Raw genomic sequence first — 15353 nt, 5'->3', positions numbered from 1 at the left:
ACGAACAGTTTCCGGTGATCGGTGCGGGCGCTCTGGGGGTCAGAGGTCGACGAGGTCCAGGAGTTGGCCTAGTTCCTTGGGGTCGAGGGGGCGGAGTTCGCCGGTGTGGAGATTGCCTCGGCGTACCGGGCCGATCGCCGTACGGGTGAGGCGCTTGACCGGGTGGCCGATCGCGTCGAACATGCGGCGGACGATGCGGTTGCGGCCCTCGTGCAGGCTGATCTGGATCAGGGTGCGGCCGCGGATGCTGGAGACGACCTTCACCGTGTCCGCCTGCGCCGGGCCGTCGTCGAGTTCGATCCCGTCGAGGAGCGTGCGGAGTACTGCCGGCTTGACGTTGCCCTCGACCTCGGCGACGTACGTCTTGGAGACCTCGTACGACGGGTGCGTGAGGCGGTGCGCGAACTCACCGTGGTTGGTCAGCAGCAGCAACCCCTCGGTGTCGGTGTCGAGCCGCCCGATGTGGAACAGCCGCTCCGGCCGGTCCTGCACGTAGTCCGCGATACACGGCCGGCCCTGCGGATCCGCCATCGTGGTGACGACGCCGCGCGGTTTGTTGAGCACCAGGTACACGTGCGCACTGACCGGCGGAATCCGCTCCCCGTCGACCCGGATCACCGAGACCTCCGGATCCACCCGCACCCCGAACTCGGTCACCACCGCCCCGTCGACCTCGACCCGCCCCTGCTCGATCAGCAACTCGGCATTCCGCCGACTCGCCACCCCCGCCTGAGCCAAAACCTTCTGCAGCCGAACCCCGTCCTCACCCATCAGACCGACGAACCCCAACCACCCCAGAATCCAACCCACTCACGCCTTCGCCGTCCCCGTCATCCACAGCACCGGACCCACCAGCCCCCCACCCGTCCTCACCCGAGGTCCCGTCCACATCCGAGGCCTCGTCCACATCCGCGGTCTCGTCCTGGTCCGCAGCGTCATCCTGGACCGCGACGTCCAGGTCCCCGTCGTCCGGCCCACCAGCCGCCTGCTCGTCCCCACCCGCGCTCTCGTCCTGCTCCACGGCGTCCAGGTCCCCGTCAATCCCAGCGTCCGCCTCATCCGCAGACTGCCGCTCTGCCGCGTCCGCGGGACCCGCGTCGTACGCCGCGCTCGCGGCAATCTCGCCCTCGAGCTCACCCGGCCCGTCGGAATCCCCTTGGCCGGCGTAGCCGGAGTCCGGATCATCCGCACCCGCGGAACTCAGGTCCCCGTCGATCCCGGCAGCCGCTTCGTCCGCCTCGTCCGCGTGCTCGTCGACCGGTGCCGGCCCAGCGGCAGCAGCTGCGCCCTCACCAGACTCATCCGCCTCGACGGTACTCAGGTCCCCGTCGATCCCAGGGTCCTCGGCATCTGCGGTGTCCAGATCCCCGTCGATCCCGGAATCCGCCTCGTCCTCCGGCTCGCGCTCGACGAGTTCGCCTCCGTCAACGTACGCGGGGATCTCATCCCCCGGCTCCCCCGGCTCCCCCGGCTCCCCGGGCTCCCCGGGCTCCTCGGGCTCCTCGGGTTCTTCGGGATCCTCGGGTTCTTCCGGCTCTTCGGCGGTCGCGGTGGCGGCCTCGGTGGCAGGTGCTTCGGTGGCGTCGTCGGTGGGCTGGTTGGAGGGGGCGGGGATGGTTTGGGCGGCCAGTTCTTCCTCGATGTCGTCCATTTCAGGGAGGTACGGCGCCAGTTCGGGGAGGTCGTCGAGGGACTGCATGCCCATGCGTTCGAGGAAGTACGTCGTGGTGCGGTAGAGGATCGCCTGGGATTCGGTGTCGGCGCCGGCCTCCTCGACCAGGCCGCGGGCGACGAGGGTGCGCATGACCCCGTCGACGTTCACGCCACGGATCGCGGAGACGCGCGCCCGGCTGACGGGTTGCTTGTACGCGACGACCGCGAGGGTCTCGAGTGCGGCCTGGGTCAGGCGTGCTTGCTGACCGTCGAGGACGAAGCGCTCGACGTACGGCGCTGCCTCGACGCGGGTGTAGTAGCGCCAACCGCCACCCACCTCACGGAGATCGAACCCGCGGCCTTGCTCGGTGTACTCCTCGGCCAGCGTGTTCAGGGCTGCCGAGATGTCACCGGTCGGGCGGCCGACCGCCCGAGCCAACGTCAGCACAGGCAACGGCTCGTCCGTCACCATCAGAATCGCTTCCAACGCCCGCCGCATGGTGTCGTCGTCGACAACAACCTCATCCCCCACCGGCACCTCGGTCTGCCCCGAAGGCAAGTACTCCTCGTCATCCCCCACCAGGTCGCCCTCGGCCGAACCGCTGTCCCGGTCTGCCAGGTTCGCATCTGCGATCTGGGGAGCGCCACTGCCCGATTCCGGCAGGTTATCCTCCCCGGTCTCGGCTGAGTCGCTCCCCGAACCGGTTTGGGGAGCATTCTGGCTGCCGGAGTCAGCAGAGGCGGCGTCGTCCGTGGAGGCGGTGGGGTCTTCGGTGGAGGCGGTGGCCACGGTGGTGTCTTCGGGGTTGGTCACTGGGGCACCGTCTCGTCGTCGTCGGTGGGGGGTTCGGCGGGTTCCAGGAAGTCTGGGTCGTCGGGGACCTTGGGGGCTTCACCGTCTTCGGGGTCGGGTGGGTGGAGTTCGTCGAATTCGTCGCTGACGTCGATCTCGCCTTCGTCGGTGCCGGTCCAGCGAATGGTGAGTTCGCCGAGCGGGGTGACCTGGTCGAAGGCGACGGCGGCTTCGCGGAAGAGTTCCAGCAACGCCAGGAAGCGACAGACAGTGGTGACGGTGTCCGGCGAGTCAGCGACCAGCGCACGGAACGTGGTACTGCGCTGCCGACGGAGGCGGTCGACGATGACGAGGGCCTGTTCGCGGACTGTGACCGTCGGCGCGTGCAGGTGCGCCAGCGACACGCCCTCCGGCAGGTTGTCCTTCCGAGCCAGCGCACGAGCAGCCAGCGCAGCCAGCCCGGCCGGATCGATCCCCAGCAGTACCTCGGGCAGCAGCTCGGCGAACCGCGGCTCCACCCCGACCGCCCGTGGGAACCGCCGCGACTCGGCCGCCATCCGGTCCTGTATCAGCGCCGCGATCTGCTTGAACGCGCGGTACTGCAGCAGACGCGCGAACAACAGATCCCGGGCCTCGAGCAGCGCCAGGTCCTCGTCGTCCTCGACCTCGCCCTTCGGCAGCAACCGCGCCGCCTTCAGGTCCAGCAGCGTCGCCGCGATCAGCAGGAACTCCGACGTCTGGTCCAGGTCCCACTCCGACCCGAGCGCCTTGATGTGCGCGATGAAGTCGTCGGTGATGACCGACAGCGCGATCTCGGTGATGTCGAGCTTGTGCTTGCTGATCAGCTGCAGCAGCAGGTCGAACGGCCCTTCGAAGTTGACCAGGTGAACGCTGAACCCCTTGCCCTCGGCAACAGCCGGGGCAGCGTCGTCCGCGCCCAGGTCGAGAGGCAGCGAGTCCGGCGCCACGGTCACTCCGAGGCCTTGAGCCGCCGTACCAGCACCGAGTCCGGTCCGTGGTCGACGAAGTCGGCCAGCAGCACGTCGATCGCCTCCCGGACGATCCGGCCGCGATCGGCGTTCAGGCCGTGCTCCTCGCGCAACGCGAGTCTGGTCTTCTCCAGGCCGATCAGCTCCTCCTCCGTCACGTACACGGTGATCTTCGTGTCGTGCCGGATCCGACCGCTGGACTTGCGGTCGTCGACGACAGCCGTGCGCGACCGGACTCCGGCCGGCGTCGGGCTGTCTGTGGTGGTGCGCTTCTCGGGTCTGGTCTGCTTCGGTGCCGCACCCCCGAAGAGTTCACTGGCACCTGGCAGGCTCACCCGGCGGGACAACGCGCCAGCACCTCCTTGGCAAGGTCGCGGTACTGGGTAGCCGCTTGGGACGAGGGGGCGTACGTCGTGATGGGCTCGCCGACGACCGTGGTCTCGGGGAACTTCACGGTACGCCGGATGACGGTGTGGAAGACGCGTTCGTCGAAGGCCTGGACCACTCGGTCGAGGACCTCCCGGGCGTGCGTCGTACGCCCGTCGAACATGGTGCCGAGGATGCCGACGATCTCCAGCTTCGGGTTGAGCCGGTCCTGCACCTTGCCGATCGTGTCGGTCAGCATGGCCAGGCCGCGCAGCGCGAAGAACTCGCACTCCAGCGGTACGACGATGCCGTTCGACGCGGTCAGCGCGTTCACCGTGAGCAGACCGAGCGACGGTGCGCAGTCGATCAGGATCACGTCGTAGTTGGGGATGATCGGTTCGAGCACCCGCTGCAGGGTGTACTCCCGGGCGACCTCCTGGACCAGCTGGACCTCGGCCGCGGACAGGTCGATGTTGGCCGGCAGCAGGTCGAGGTTCTCCACCCGGGTCGGCCGGATCACCTCGTTCGGGGTGATGTCGCGCTGCATCAGCAGGTTGTAGACCGACAGTTCCAGGTCGTGCGGCTGGACGCCGAGGCCGATCGAGGCGGACCCCTGCGGGTCGAAGTCGATCAGCAGCACCTTGCGCCCGGTCTCGGCGATCGCCGCGCCGAGGTTGATCGTGGTGGTGGTCTTGCCCACGCCACCCTTCTGGTTGCACATCGCGATGACCTGGGCCGGGCCGGTCTTGTCCGGCCGCTGCGGCACCGGCAGGTCCGGTAGTGGCCGGCCGGTCGGCCCGATCTTGTTCCTCGGGCCGTGCGCATCAGTCACAGGTGCGATGTCCTCCGCGGTGAGCTTGGCCGTCGGCCTGGGCATCTCCGCATAGTTGTCGGGTACGGTCAGATTCCGCTGCGGCGCGATCGGTTGGGCAGGCGTCGGCAGCTGCTCGGTGCCCGGGAATGTCGACTCGTTCATGACTCGTCAAACCTTTCAACCGATACGGGCGATCCCAGCGACTGTAAGCGTGCATTCAAGCACTCTCAACCAGCCACTCCGCACCGGGGTGGGGTGGTTTGTCGACATGCCTCCAGACGCGGTCCATCACCGCGCCAGGATGACCAACCGTAGTCAGATGATCGCACACCGTCCCTGAAACGACCGCATCGGCCCTGCCGGGGCTCCCGCGGTGGTGAGCGGTGCCGGAGGCTCAGGACGACAGGGCACGGGGATGTGATGTTGCGTAGACCTCGCGGAGTTTGTCGACGGTGACCAGGGTGTAGACCTGCGTGGTGGTGACGGACGCGTGGCCGAGGAGCTCCTGGACCACGCGGACGTCGGCGCCGCCGTCCAGCAGGTGGGTGGCGAAGGAGTGGCGCAGCGTGTGCGGTGAGATCTCCTTCGCGATCCCGGCGCGCTGTGCGGCCCGGCGCAGTACGGTCCATGCACTCTGCCGCGACAGCCGACCGCCTCGCGCGTTGAGGAACAGAGCCGGCGTACCGCGCCCGCGCTGCACCAGATCCGGACGTCCACGGACCTGGTACGCCGACAACGCGTCGCGGGCGTAGGACCCGACCGGGACGACCCGCTCCTTGCTGCCCTTGCCGCGCAGCAGCACCGCACCGGTTTCCAGATCGATGTCGTCGACGTCCAGTCCGACCGCCTCGGAGATGCGGGCGCCGGTCCCGTAGAGAAACTCCAGCAACGCCGCGTCCCGCGTTGCGAGTACGGCGGGTTCCGCTTCGGCTCCCGCGGCCGCGGCGAGGATGCGCGTGACCTCGTCGACGGAGAGTGCCTTGGGCAACCGCTGCGGTGGCGCCGGCGGCTTCACCGCGGCCGCCGGATCCACTGCGGTCAGCCCTTCACGCAGACAGAACCGGTGAAACCCCCGGACCGCGACCAGAGTGCGGCCCGCACTGGACGCGGTGAGCGGCGGGTGGTCCGCGTCGCCCTCCCGCAGCCGCATCAGGAAGTCGCTCACCACGGCCTCGGTGACGCGGCCGAGATCGTCGATCCCGGCCGCGGCGAGGTAACCGTCGTACCGGCGCAGGTCACGCCGGTACGACGCCAGGGTGTTCGCGGCCAGGCCGCGCTCGACCGTGAGGTGGTCCAGGTACGCGCTGACCGCCCGGCCGATGCTCAGACCAGCACCTCGTCGAGCTTCAGCTGCGGCAGGTCGTGCGCCTCGGCGACCGGGCCGTAGGTGACCTGACCGTCGAAGGTGTTCAGACCGAGGGCGAGGCTGTGGTCGCGCCTCAGCGCTTCCCGCCAGCCCAGGTTCGCCAGCTCGACGGCGTACGGCATGGTCACGTTGGTGAGTGCGTACGTCGAGGTGTTCGGGACTGCGCCGGGCATGTTCGCGACGCAGTAGAACAACGAGTCATGGACCTGGTACACGGGGTCGGCGTGCGTCGTCGGGTGCGAGTCCTCGAAGCAGCCGCCCTGGTCGATGGCGATGTCGACGAGCACGCTGCCCGGCTTCATCCGGCTGACCATGTCGTTGCTGACCACCTTCGGTGCCTTCGCCCCCGGAACCAGCACCGCGCCGATCACCAGGTCCGCCTCGAGCACGGCCTTCTCGATCTCGAACGCGTTCGCCGCGATCGTCAGCAGGTGCCCCTGGTAGATCCGGTCGGCCTCGCGCAGCCGCGCGATGTTGCGGTCGAACAACTGCACCTGCGCCTGCATGCCGAGGGCGATCGCGGCCGCGTTCATCCCGGCGACACCCGCGCCGATGATCACGACCCGCGCCGGGTGCACACCGGAGACGCCACCCATCAGCACACCGCGACCACCGCCGCTGCGCATCAGGTGGTAGGCACCCGCCTGCGGAGCGAGCCGACCGGCCACCTCGCTCATCGGGGCGAGCAGCGGCAGCGACCCGTCCGAGAGCTGGACCGTCTCGTACGCGATACCGGTGATCCCCGACGTCAGCAGCGCGTCGGTGCACTCGCGGCTGGCGGCCAGGTGCAGGTAGGTGAACAGGACCTGGTCCTTGCGCATCCGGTGGTACTCCTCGGCCACCGGCTCCTTCACCTTGAGCACCAGCTCGGCCTCGGCCCAGACGTCGTCCGCGGTCGGCAGGATCCGTGCCCCGGCCCCCACGAACTCGTCATCGGGGATCAGCGAACCGGCCCCCGCATCCCGCTCGATCAGAACCTCGTGCCCGCTGCGCACGAACTCGTGCACACCGGCCGGGGTGATAGCCACCCGGTACTCGTGGTTCTTGACTTCCTTCGGAACTCCGACCTTCACAACTCGCCCTTCTTTCACATTCCAGGTGTGCGGCCCACGTCGTTGTGTCCGCGGCCCGGCGGTGAGGGGTGTGCTGCCAGGTCGCTGCCGAGTGTAAGCCCGCGAAGTTCATACCACCTGATCGGATGGTCTGATCGTGACACGACTCGCTGAATCATTGCCCGGCGGTTCGGTTACACTCTTGTAGGACGCCGTAGCGGGCCGTGACGTTTACGCCGGAATCCCTTATCCCGCAGGCTTTGCGCAATCTTGACGCAATCTCCATTTCTGTCTTAACGCCAGTTTTGCACTGCCCGGAAGGGCAGCGTCCGTCGCTCGTCCGGTGCCCCGTTTGAAACGCTTGAGGAAGGTCGTGACATGGAGCATGAGATCGCTCTGCCGGGCGGCAACGTCGGTGGTGCCGTCCGCGTCGGCGACACCGTGCGGCGGGCCACCGGACCGTGGACGCCGGCCGTTCATGGACTGCTCGACCACCTGGCCGCCGCCGGACTGACCGGCGTACCGCGGGTGCACGGTTTCGACGACAGCGGACGCGAGATCCTCGACTTCCTGCCAGGTACGTCGTACGGCCCCGAGGTGCCCGACGACGTGCTGGCCGACGCGATGCACTGGCTCGCGCAGTACCACCGCGTAGTCGCGTCGTACCGGCCTGTGGGCGAGGTCGTCTGGCGAACGAGCCGCGGTGAACTCGCGGCCGGCCAGATCATCTGCATGCACGACTACGGGTACTACAACTGGATCGGCACCGAGGACGGGTTCAGCGGCGTGATCGACTGGGACATGGCCGGCCCGGGTGTGCCGCTGGACGACATCGCCTTCACCGCCTGGAACACAGCGCCACTCGCGATGCCGATGGATCCCGCCTACCAGGCCGGCCGACTGCGGCTGATGGCCGAGGCGTACGGCGGTGACGTGTTCACGCCACTGCAGATCCTCGAGGGCGCTCCGTTGCGCGCGCAACGGTCTGCTCGCGTCATCCGCGCCGGTCAACTGGCCGGCGATCCGGGCATGCTCAACCTCGCGACCGTCGGCGAACCCGAGCGCACCGAACACCGGTTGAAGGACCTGCGGCGACGGGTCCCGGAGATCGCCGCCCACCTTTGACGTGACAACGATCATTGACGCCCCCTCCGCGTCGTCGGGGATGCTTGTCCGTGGAGCCCGCCCGCTCCGGGTTGCACCCTGAGATCGGTCGACGAGAGGAGAACGACGTGGCGGTCGAACTGGGACGGTTCGGGGTCTGGCACGGATCGCCGCACTGGGGCCCGGAACTGGCGGCCGGGCTGGAGCAGGCCGGGTACGGCACCCTGTGGCTGGGGGCATCGCCCGAGGCGGACCTGCGCGATGCGGAAGTGTTGCTCGCATCAACGAGTTCGGTTGCTGTGGGCACCAGCATCGTGAACATGTGGAAGTCGCCGGCGGCCGAGGTGGCGGCGTCGTACCACCGCCTGGAGGACGAGCATCCGGGGCGGTTCCTGCTCGGGGTCGGCATCGGCCACCGGGAGCGGACCGGCGAGTACCGGTCGCCGTACGAGACGATCGTGAGCTACCTCGACGAACTGGACGACGCGAAGGTGCCGGCCGACCGGCGAGCGCTGGCCGCGCTCGGCCCGAAGGTGCTGCAACTGTCGGGCAGCCGGACTGCCGGCGCGCTGCCGTATCTGACGACGCCGGAGCACACCCGCGAAGCGCGCCGGACCCTCGGCGGCGGGGTGCTGCTCGCGCCGGAGCAGATGATCGTGCTGGAGACCGACGACGAGATCGCGCGGTCCACGGCTCGCGACCGGCTGGCGTCGTACCTGCAGTTGAGCAACTACACCTCGAACTTCAAGCGGCTCGGGTTCACCGACGACGACATCGCCGACGGCGGCAGTGACCGGCTGGTCGACGCCATGGTGCTGCACGGTTCGGCGGTGGAGGTCGCCGACGGTCTGAACGCACATCTGGAGGCCGGTGCGGACCACGTCGCGATCCAGTTGCTGGGGCCCGAGGGGGTCGATCTGCTGCCCGGGTACGAGGCGTTGGCAACGGTTCTCGGATAGGGATCGGCGGAGCCGTCCGACGACGCGCCTGTTCGCCGGACGGCACCCCTTGAATCCCCGCCGGAACGAGGGAACATCGGCAGTAGACGCACCACATCGTGCGGTGCGCTGTGGAGGTGTTTCCCCATGACTGAGCGACATGAGTTGCGTTGGGGCGGCTTCGCCGGACTGGCCTTCGTCGTCCTGGCTCTCCTGGGCAGATTCCTGCCCGGCACCCCTCCGACGGTCGGCGATTCGGACGGAACCATCACCGGCTGGCTGACCGACCACCGGAACTCGATCCTGATCGGCTCGCTGATGTGGTGCGCTGCGGCGGGGTTGATCATCTGGTTCGCCGCCGCGTTCGCCGAGGCGATGCGGGAGCGGGCCGAACGCAGTGACGTCCACCTCGCCCTGCTGGCCGGCTCGGTGCTGGTCGGCAGCGCGATCTTCGTGAACGCCGCCCTCACCGGCGCGACCGCCTTCGGGGTCGACGGCCGGGACGCCGGGTTCTCCTTGATGCTGTTCGAGGTGACCGCGGTGATGAGCACGATGATCGGCTTCGCGGCCGCTCTGCCGTTGGCCGCCGCGGGCATCGGCGTACTGCGGACCCGGCTGATGCCGAACTGGCTCGGGTACCTGGGCCTGCTGGCCGCGGTGGTGTCCTTCGCCGGTGCCTTCGGGGTGTTCGTCTCCGACGGCACGTTCGTTGCCGGTGGCACCTTGATGACCACGGTCCCGTTGCTGCTGTCCTCGGTCTGGCTGGTCTGCGCCGGCGGCTACATGGTGCGCGAACATCTTCCGGAGGTGACCACCGGCGAGGCCGCCGTACCGCAGACCTGAGTGCCTAGAGCATCCTGAAGTCCGCGAAGTCGAACCCTGGTGAGACCACACAGGACACCAGGACGGGTTCGTCGTCGGCCGGACGTGCCGCTTGCCACGCGTTGGGTGGGATCACCACCTGAGGTCGCTGGCCGGCGCGCACGTCCGGTCCCAGGGTGACCGCCTCAGCGGTTTCCGGGGTTTCGCCGTACTCGAGGGTCAACGGGCCGCCCGAGTGCCACAGCCAGATCTCCGCCGAGCGCACCTGGTGCCATCGCGACTCTTCGCCCGGCGCGAGCAGGAAGTAGATCGCGGTCGCACTGGCGCGCGTTCCGCCGTACCCCTCGGGTTCGAACTCCACCTCCGAGCGCCACGTCTCCCGGTACCACCCGCCCTCGGGGTGTGACTCCAGGCCCAGCACATCCGCCAACGCAGGCTTGTCCATGCGTTCATTCTCGGGCCAGCAAGGCTCGCACCGCGGCCACGTCGGCTCCGTCCAGCGATCGGACGAAGCGCCGGAGGACCTCGGCCTGATCCGCTCCGAGTTCCAGAGCCGCGCGCATCTGCTCCGCGACGAGTTCCGCGGCGTCCTTGGTCGGGTGGTAGCGGGCCTGCACGCGGGCGACCAGGCGCTTGCGGCCGAGCCGGGTCAGGATGGTGTGAACCGTGGTGTAGGCGAGGTCGCCGGCCATTGCGGCATGCACTTCGACCGGCGACAACGGTCGCTCGGCGGCCCACAACGTGGCGAGTACCGCACCCTCGAGTTCGCCCGCGCCGCGTCTGGTCCTCATGTCCACCACCTACATCTACAAGCGTTCTCCCGGCCTCCCTTCCGCCTGACGGGTGAGTGCGGGGGTGAGCCGAAGATCAGCCTTGTGCGCTTGTGAACGGAGCCGGAGACTCGGAGCTCCCAGCCCCCAGCTCGCGAGGTGCACCGATGCGAACACTCTTGAGTGAAGTCGAAGAACGCCACGCTGCTCTGCTGAATCTGCTGCAGGCCGCCGCACATCGCGGGTCGCCGCCCCAGCCCGGCGAGGCCCGGATGAACACCGACAGGTTCCTCGCCGAAGCCAGCCGCCACACCGCCGCGGCCACCCGGGTTCTGCTTCCGTCGATCGCGAAGCATCTCCCGGCCGGCCGGGCCGAGGTCCGCGACCACCTGCAGGCGATCCGGCGTCTGGAAGTGACGCTGGTGAAGGCCAAGGCGAAGGAGTACGGCCAAGCCCAGACAGTCCCCCTGCCGTGGGCTTCGGTGTGGGCCGGGGTCCGCACTCACCTCGCCCGGACCATCGCCGCCGAGTGCCGTCTCGCGGCGATGCTCGCCGAGCATCTCGAGTCCGGCGACGACGCCCGCCTGCGCGAACGGTTCACGCGGGCGATCGCCACCTCGCCGACCCGGCCGCACCCACACCTGCCGCACACCGGCCTTCCGGGCTACTGCACGCGCGTGGTCTGGGCGAAACTCGACGCGCTCTGGGACGAGGTCGAAGGCCGGGTGACGTCGGCCGCGCCGACCCGACGGGTGAAGCCGGCCGGCCGGCGGGCACTGGACACACTTCCCCGCCGGTGGCAGACCGGCACGCCCTACTGAGCCTCGCAGGCCGTCTCCGCCAGGAACACGCTGCTGCCGTAGATGTCGTCGGCCGTCAGCGTGATCAGATCCTCCTTACGCAACGGGCGCCGGAGCTCGACCAGCCGCCGGGCCTGCCGGAGACGGGACCGCTCGATCGCGTTGCGCACACTGAGCGCGTTGGAGAACCGAGGCCGGCGCATCCGCTTGGTCAGGTACTCCGAGAACGCGGACTGCGCGGCGTCGTCGAAACGGAAGTTCTCCGACGTCAGCATCAGGTCGGCGATCTGCACGAGTTCGGTGTGGTTGTAGTCGTCGAAGCCGATGTGGTGCGGAACCCGCGAACTCAGGCCGGGGTTGGCCGAGAAGAACGTCGCCATCCGGTCCGGGTAGCCGGCGAAGATGACGACCAGGTCACCCCGCTCGTTCTCCATCTCGGTCAGCAGGATCTCGATCACCTCCTGCCCGTAGTCGCGTTCGTTGTCCGGCCGGAACAGGTAGTAGGCCTCGTCGATGAACAGCACCCCGCCGGCCGCCCGGGCGATCGCCTCCTTCGTCTTCGGCGCGGTGTGGCCGATGAACTGACCGACCAGATCGTCGCGGGTGACGGTGTGCACCCGCGGCGCACGGATGTACCCGAGCGCGTGCAGGATCGCGGCCATCCGGAGCGCCACCGTCGTCTTCCCGGTCCCGGGTCCACCGGTGAAGCTCATGTGCAGCGTGGGCCGCGACGACGTCAGCCCGAACTGACGACGTGCGCGGTCCACCAGCAGGAGCGAGGCGATCTCGCGGACCCGGCGCTTGACCGGGGCGAGCCCGACCAGCTCCGCGTCGAGGGCGGCCAGGGTCTCCTCGACCCTGGCCGCAGCCTCGTCGACCGACAGGTCGAGCTCGGCGTCGTCCGTCAGCACCTCCGGTTCCGCGGCCTCGGCGGCCGCCTCCGGAACCGGGCGAGGGACACCGAAGCCCTTCGGCGTGTCCATCCGTCACCCGTCCCCGTAGCGCGCTCCGGCCGGTCGCGTCGTGGCGTACGACGAGAGGGCGTAGCGCTGGGTCCGGTCCGGCCCCTCGACCCGGGAGAGCAGGAATCCTGGCTCTTCGGCGGGCTTCTGGACGATGAAGTGCATGGCCGTTGTCTGCCGGCCGAGGCTCGCGTCGTACGCGAGCACCCGGACGTAGTGGTTCGGGTACGTCGCCCGGCACTCGTTGATCTGGGCAAGGACACCGTCGGGCTCGTCCAGGTCGAACAGCGGCAGCCCCCACATCTCCCAGTAGACGTTGCGCGGGTGCGGGTCGTCGGTGTACTCCACCGAGACCGGCCAGCCGTTGCGCAAGGCGTAGCGGATCTGGTCGGCGATCTCGTCGTCGGTCAGCGCGGGCAGGTAGGAGAACGTCCCGTGACGCAGTTGCATGATCGTGCTCCCTTCAGTGACTTGCCGTGGCGGTCGGGACGATGTCCGGTGCGTCCGTGCTGGTGTAGTCGAAGGTGACGTCGCCCCAGGTGGACAGCGCGGCCTCCAGCGGTGCACAGGACTTGGCGGCGATCCGCAGTACGTCGGGTCCTTCGCGGAGCAGGTCACGACCTTCGTTGCGGGCCTTGACGACGGCCTCGAGCGCGACCCGGTTGGCCTCGGCGCCGGCCGCGATGCCGAACGGGTGGCCGATGGTGCCGCCGCCGAACTGCAGGATGACGTCGTCGCTGAACAGGTCGAGCAACTGGTGCATCTGGCCGGCGTGGATGCCACCGGACGCGACCGGCATGACTCCGGGCATCGAGGCCCAGTCCTGGTCGAAGAAGATCCCGTTCTGCAGGTTGGCCGGCACGTGGTCGTCCCGCAGCGTGTCGTAGAAGCCGCGGGTCGTGGCCGGGTCACCCTCGAGCTTGCCCACGACGGTCCCGGCGTGGACATGGTCGACTCCCATCAGCCGGCACCACTTCGAGATCACCCGGAAGCTCACGCCGTGCGTCTTCTGCCGGGTGTACGTCGAGTGCCCGGCCCGGTGCAGGTGCAGGAGTACGCCGTTCTGCCGGGCCCAGTGCGCCATCGACTGGATCGCGGTGTAGCCGATGGTCAGGTCGATCATCACGACGACGCTGCCCAGCTCCTTGGCCAGCTCGGCCCGGTTGTACATCTCCTCCATCGTCCCGGCGGTGACGTTCAGGTAGTGGCCCTTGACCTCGCCGGTCTCGGCCACCGCCTTGTTCACGCCCTCCATCGCGTAGAGGAAGCGGTCCCGCCAGCGCATGAACGGCTGCGAGTTGATGTTCTCGTCGTCCTTGGTGAAGTCCAGGCCGCCGCGGCAGGCCTCGTAGACGACCCGGCCGTAGTTGCGGGCGGACAGCCCGAGCTTCGGCTTGATGGTTGCCCCGAGCAACGGGCGCCCGTACTTGTTGAGCAGCTCGCGTTCCATCACGATCCCGTGGGCGGGACCCTGGAACGTCTTGACGTAGGCGACCGGGATGCGCAGGTCCTCCAGCCGCAACGCCTTGAGCGGCTTGAAGCCGAACACGTTGCCGATGATCGAGGAGGTGAGGTTGGCGATCGACCCCTCCTCGAACAGGTCGATGTCGTAGGCGATGTAGGCGAAGTACTCGCCCGGCCGTCCGGGGACGGCGTCCACCCGGTACGCCTTGGCCTGGTAGTGGGTGTTCGCGGTCAGCCGGTCGGTCCAGACCACCGTCCAGGTCGCCGTCGAGGACTCGCCGGCGACGGCGGCCGCGGCCTCGATCGGCTCGACGCCGTCCTGCGGTGTCACCCGGAAGACCGCGAGTACGTCGGTCTCCTTCGGCTCGTAGTCCGGGTTCCAGTACCCCATCCCGGCGTAACTCTGCACCCCCGGGTCCCAGCGTTCCTTGGTCATCGATCGCTCCTTCCAGCTGTCGAGTCACCAGCGTGCGCCCTTCGATACGTCAACTACAATTGAGACTTCTCCGCTGACCGTTAAGCGATAGGTGCACAATGAACTTGCCGGTCGCCGCGACCTGGGGACGCCTTCAGACCTTCCTCGCGGTCTACGAGGGAGGCAGCATCCGCGCGGCGGCCGAGGCTCTGCACGTCACTCCGCCCGCCGTGTCCGCCGCGATCGCGGCACTGGAGACGGCCTTGGGTACGGCGCTGTTCACCAAGTCCGGCCGTGGCATCGTCGCGACGGACGCCGGCGAGACGTTCGCGTCGTACGCGCGCAAGCTGCTCGGTCTTCTCGCCGAGGCGGCCAGTGCCGTTCACGACGCCGATCGAGGCCGGCTCCGGATCGGCGCGGTGGCGACCGCGAGTGAGTATGTCCTGCCGCGGCTGATGGCGTCGTTCGCCGAGGAACATCCGCAGGTCGAGCTGTCGCTCTCGGTCCTCCCCCGCGACGAGCTCTTCGCCCTCGCCCGGGACCACTCCGTCGATGTCGTCCTGGCCGGACGACCGCCGCGCGGGTCCGGCCTGGTCACGCGCGCCCGCCGGGCGAACCGCCTGGTGCTGGTCGGCCGGCCCGGTCGCGACGACGACCCACTCACCACCACCTGGTTGCTCACCGGCCAGGGTTCAGGCACGCGGGACACCACGCTCTCGTTGCTGAGCCGGCTCCAAGCGGCGCCACCGCTGCTGACCCTCGGGACGTCAGGGGCGGCGGTCGCAGCGGCTCGCCAGGGACTGGGCCTGACCTTGGTCCATGAAGAGGCCGTGCTCGGGCAACTCGACGCCGGCGAGCTGGCGCCGTACGCCGTACCCGGGACTCCCGTCGATCGGCCGTGGCATCTGTGCACCACCGCCGACCCGACCGCCGCGAGCCGCCTGTTCCTGCGGCATGTCTGCGATCCCGAGCGGGTGGGGACGGCCGCGTTTCACACCCGGTCTCGCCCGAAGGGGTGAGTACGGCGCCGTCGTACGACCGCATG

17 protein-coding genes are annotated in these 15353 nt (G+C 68.9%); 5 read left to right on the top strand and 12 right to left on the bottom strand.

What is annotated here, in order from left to right:
- Positions 1-39 precede the first annotated feature (39 nt).
- The 7 genes from OG817_RS04605 to ald form a co-directional block, all read right to left on the bottom strand.
- Positions 40-774 carry a pseudouridine synthase gene (locus tag OG817_RS04605; RefSeq protein WP_360446569.1) on the bottom strand — a complete coding sequence of 245 codons (735 nt, stop codon included), beginning with the start codon at positions 772-774 and terminating at the stop codon, positions 40-42.
- The gene (gene scpB, locus OG817_RS04600; protein ID WP_406052367.1) at positions 764-2467 is read right to left on the bottom strand and encodes an SMC-Scp complex subunit ScpB; all 1704 of its coding nucleotides are present in this window, start codon (positions 2465-2467) and stop codon (positions 764-766) included. Before scpB ends, OG817_RS04605 begins: the two co-directional genes overlap by 11 nt.
- Positions 2464-3414, bottom strand: coding sequence for a segregation and condensation protein A (locus tag OG817_RS04595; RefSeq protein ID WP_406057380.1), 951 nt, complete (start codon positions 3412-3414; stop codon positions 2464-2466). Before OG817_RS04595 ends, scpB begins: the two co-directional genes overlap by 4 nt.
- Positions 3415-3416: 2 nt before the next feature.
- Entirely contained in the window at positions 3417-3782 is a 366-nt protein-coding gene (locus OG817_RS04590) for a hypothetical protein (RefSeq protein WP_131356301.1), read from the bottom strand.
- Entirely contained in the window at positions 3767-4777 is a 1011-nt protein-coding gene (locus OG817_RS04585; RefSeq protein WP_396393712.1) for a ParA family protein, read from the bottom strand. Before OG817_RS04585 ends, OG817_RS04590 begins: the two co-directional genes overlap by 16 nt.
- 232 nt (positions 4778-5009) lie before the next feature.
- Positions 5010-5942: a site-specific tyrosine recombinase XerD gene (gene xerD, locus OG817_RS04580; RefSeq protein ID WP_406057378.1), complete on the bottom strand. Its 933-nt coding sequence runs from the start codon at positions 5940-5942 to the stop codon at positions 5010-5012.
- Complete coding sequence (ald, locus tag OG817_RS04575; RefSeq protein WP_406052365.1) at positions 5939-7054, bottom strand: alanine dehydrogenase; 1116 nt, start codon at positions 7052-7054, stop codon at positions 5939-5941. The genes xerD and ald overlap by 4 nt, the downstream gene beginning before the upstream one ends.
- 357 nt (positions 7055-7411) lie before the next feature.
- On the opposite strand from ald, the gene OG817_RS04570 reads away from it, so the two are divergent.
- The 3 genes from OG817_RS04570 to OG817_RS04560 all read left to right on the top strand — a co-directional run bounded on the left by OG817_RS04570 (position 7412) and on the right by OG817_RS04560 (position 9918).
- Positions 7412-8158 (top strand): phosphotransferase, encoded by a 747-nt coding sequence (locus tag OG817_RS04570; protein WP_396393710.1) that lies wholly within the window; start codon positions 7412-7414, stop codon positions 8156-8158.
- Between the two features lie 107 nt (positions 8159-8265).
- The gene (locus OG817_RS04565; RefSeq protein WP_406052363.1) at positions 8266-9096 is read left to right on the top strand and encodes an LLM class F420-dependent oxidoreductase; all 831 of its coding nucleotides are present in this window, start codon (positions 8266-8268) and stop codon (positions 9094-9096) included.
- Positions 9097-9222: 126 nt separating this feature from the next.
- On the top strand, positions 9223-9918 hold the full coding sequence (locus OG817_RS04560; RefSeq protein ID WP_396393708.1) for a DUF4386 family protein: 696 nt from the start codon (positions 9223-9225) through the stop codon (positions 9916-9918).
- Between the two features lie 4 nt (positions 9919-9922).
- On the opposite strand, the gene OG817_RS04555 is transcribed toward OG817_RS04560, so the two are convergent.
- Together OG817_RS04555 and OG817_RS04550 are read right to left on the bottom strand one after the other, a co-directional pair.
- A complete protein-coding gene (locus OG817_RS04555) occupies positions 9923-10342 on the bottom strand; it encodes a cupin domain-containing protein (protein ID WP_396393707.1) in 420 nt (139 codons plus the stop codon).
- Positions 10343-10346: 4 nt separating this feature from the next.
- Entirely contained in the window at positions 10347-10688 is a 342-nt protein-coding gene (locus OG817_RS04550) for a BlaI/MecI/CopY family transcriptional regulator (protein WP_396393706.1), read from the bottom strand.
- Between the two features lie 146 nt (positions 10689-10834).
- Between OG817_RS04550 and OG817_RS04545 the strand changes: the two genes are divergently transcribed.
- The gene (locus OG817_RS04545) at positions 10835-11488 is read left to right on the top strand and encodes a hypothetical protein (protein WP_406052361.1); all 654 of its coding nucleotides are present in this window, start codon (positions 10835-10837) and stop codon (positions 11486-11488) included.
- Here the strand turns inward: OG817_RS04545 and OG817_RS04540 are convergent.
- From OG817_RS04540 to OG817_RS04530, 3 genes are read right to left on the bottom strand one after another with little or no spacing between them, the layout of a single operon-like run.
- A complete protein-coding gene (locus tag OG817_RS04540) occupies positions 11482-12450 on the bottom strand; it encodes an AAA family ATPase (protein ID WP_406052360.1) in 969 nt (322 codons plus the stop codon). The two genes, OG817_RS04545 and OG817_RS04540, sit on opposite strands and share 7 nt — an antisense overlap.
- A 3-nt stretch (positions 12451-12453) precedes the next feature.
- Positions 12454-12879 carry a ribulose bisphosphate carboxylase small subunit gene (locus OG817_RS04535; protein WP_396393703.1) on the bottom strand — a complete coding sequence of 142 codons (426 nt, stop codon included), beginning with the start codon at positions 12877-12879 and terminating at the stop codon, positions 12454-12456.
- A 13-nt stretch (positions 12880-12892) separates the two neighbouring features.
- Positions 12893-14329: a form I ribulose bisphosphate carboxylase large subunit gene (locus tag OG817_RS04530; RefSeq protein WP_396393702.1), complete on the bottom strand. Its 1437-nt coding sequence runs from the start codon at positions 14327-14329 to the stop codon at positions 12893-12895.
- Positions 14330-14427: 98 nt separating this feature from the next.
- On the opposite strand from OG817_RS04530, the gene OG817_RS04525 reads away from it, so the two are divergent.
- Positions 14428-15327 carry a LysR family transcriptional regulator gene (locus tag OG817_RS04525; RefSeq protein ID WP_406052357.1) on the top strand — a complete coding sequence of 300 codons (900 nt, stop codon included), beginning with the start codon at positions 14428-14430 and terminating at the stop codon, positions 15325-15327.
- Positions 15328-15353 lie beyond the last annotated feature (26 nt).

The organism is Kribbella sp. NBC_00889, from assembly GCF_045207705.1.
Classification (GTDB): Bacteria; Actinomycetota; Actinomycetes; order Propionibacteriales; family Kribbellaceae; genus Kribbella.
This window is presented reverse-complemented; position numbering and strand designations above follow the sequence as displayed.

Coding starts and splice junctions, on each gene's coding strand:
- OG817_RS04585 (WP_396393712.1), bottom strand. CDS start 4,777: ATGAACGAGTCGACATTCCCGGGCACCGAGCAGCTGCCGACGCCTGCC.
- OG817_RS04570 (WP_396393710.1), top strand. CDS start 7,412: ATGGAGCATGAGATCGCTCTGCCGGGCGGCAACGTCGGTGGTGCCGTC.
- OG817_RS04560 (WP_396393708.1), top strand. CDS start 9,223: ATGACTGAGCGACATGAGTTGCGTTGGGGCGGCTTCGCCGGACTGGCC.
- OG817_RS04555 (WP_396393707.1), bottom strand. CDS start 10,342: ATGGACAAGCCTGCGTTGGCGGATGTGCTGGGCCTGGAGTCACACCCC.
- OG817_RS04550 (WP_396393706.1), bottom strand. CDS start 10,688: ATGAGGACCAGACGCGGCGCGGGCGAACTCGAGGGTGCGGTACTCGCC.
- OG817_RS04545 (WP_406052361.1), top strand. CDS start 10,835: ATGCGAACACTCTTGAGTGAAGTCGAAGAACGCCACGCTGCTCTGCTG.
- OG817_RS04540 (WP_406052360.1), bottom strand. CDS start 12,450: ATGGACACGCCGAAGGGCTTCGGTGTCCCTCGCCCGGTTCCGGAGGCG.
- OG817_RS04535 (WP_396393703.1), bottom strand. CDS start 12,879: ATGCAACTGCGTCACGGGACGTTCTCCTACCTGCCCGCGCTGACCGAC.
- OG817_RS04530 (WP_396393702.1), bottom strand. CDS start 14,329: ATGACCAAGGAACGCTGGGACCCGGGGGTGCAGAGTTACGCCGGGATG.
- OG817_RS04525 (WP_406052357.1), top strand. CDS start 14,428: ATGAACTTGCCGGTCGCCGCGACCTGGGGACGCCTTCAGACCTTCCTC.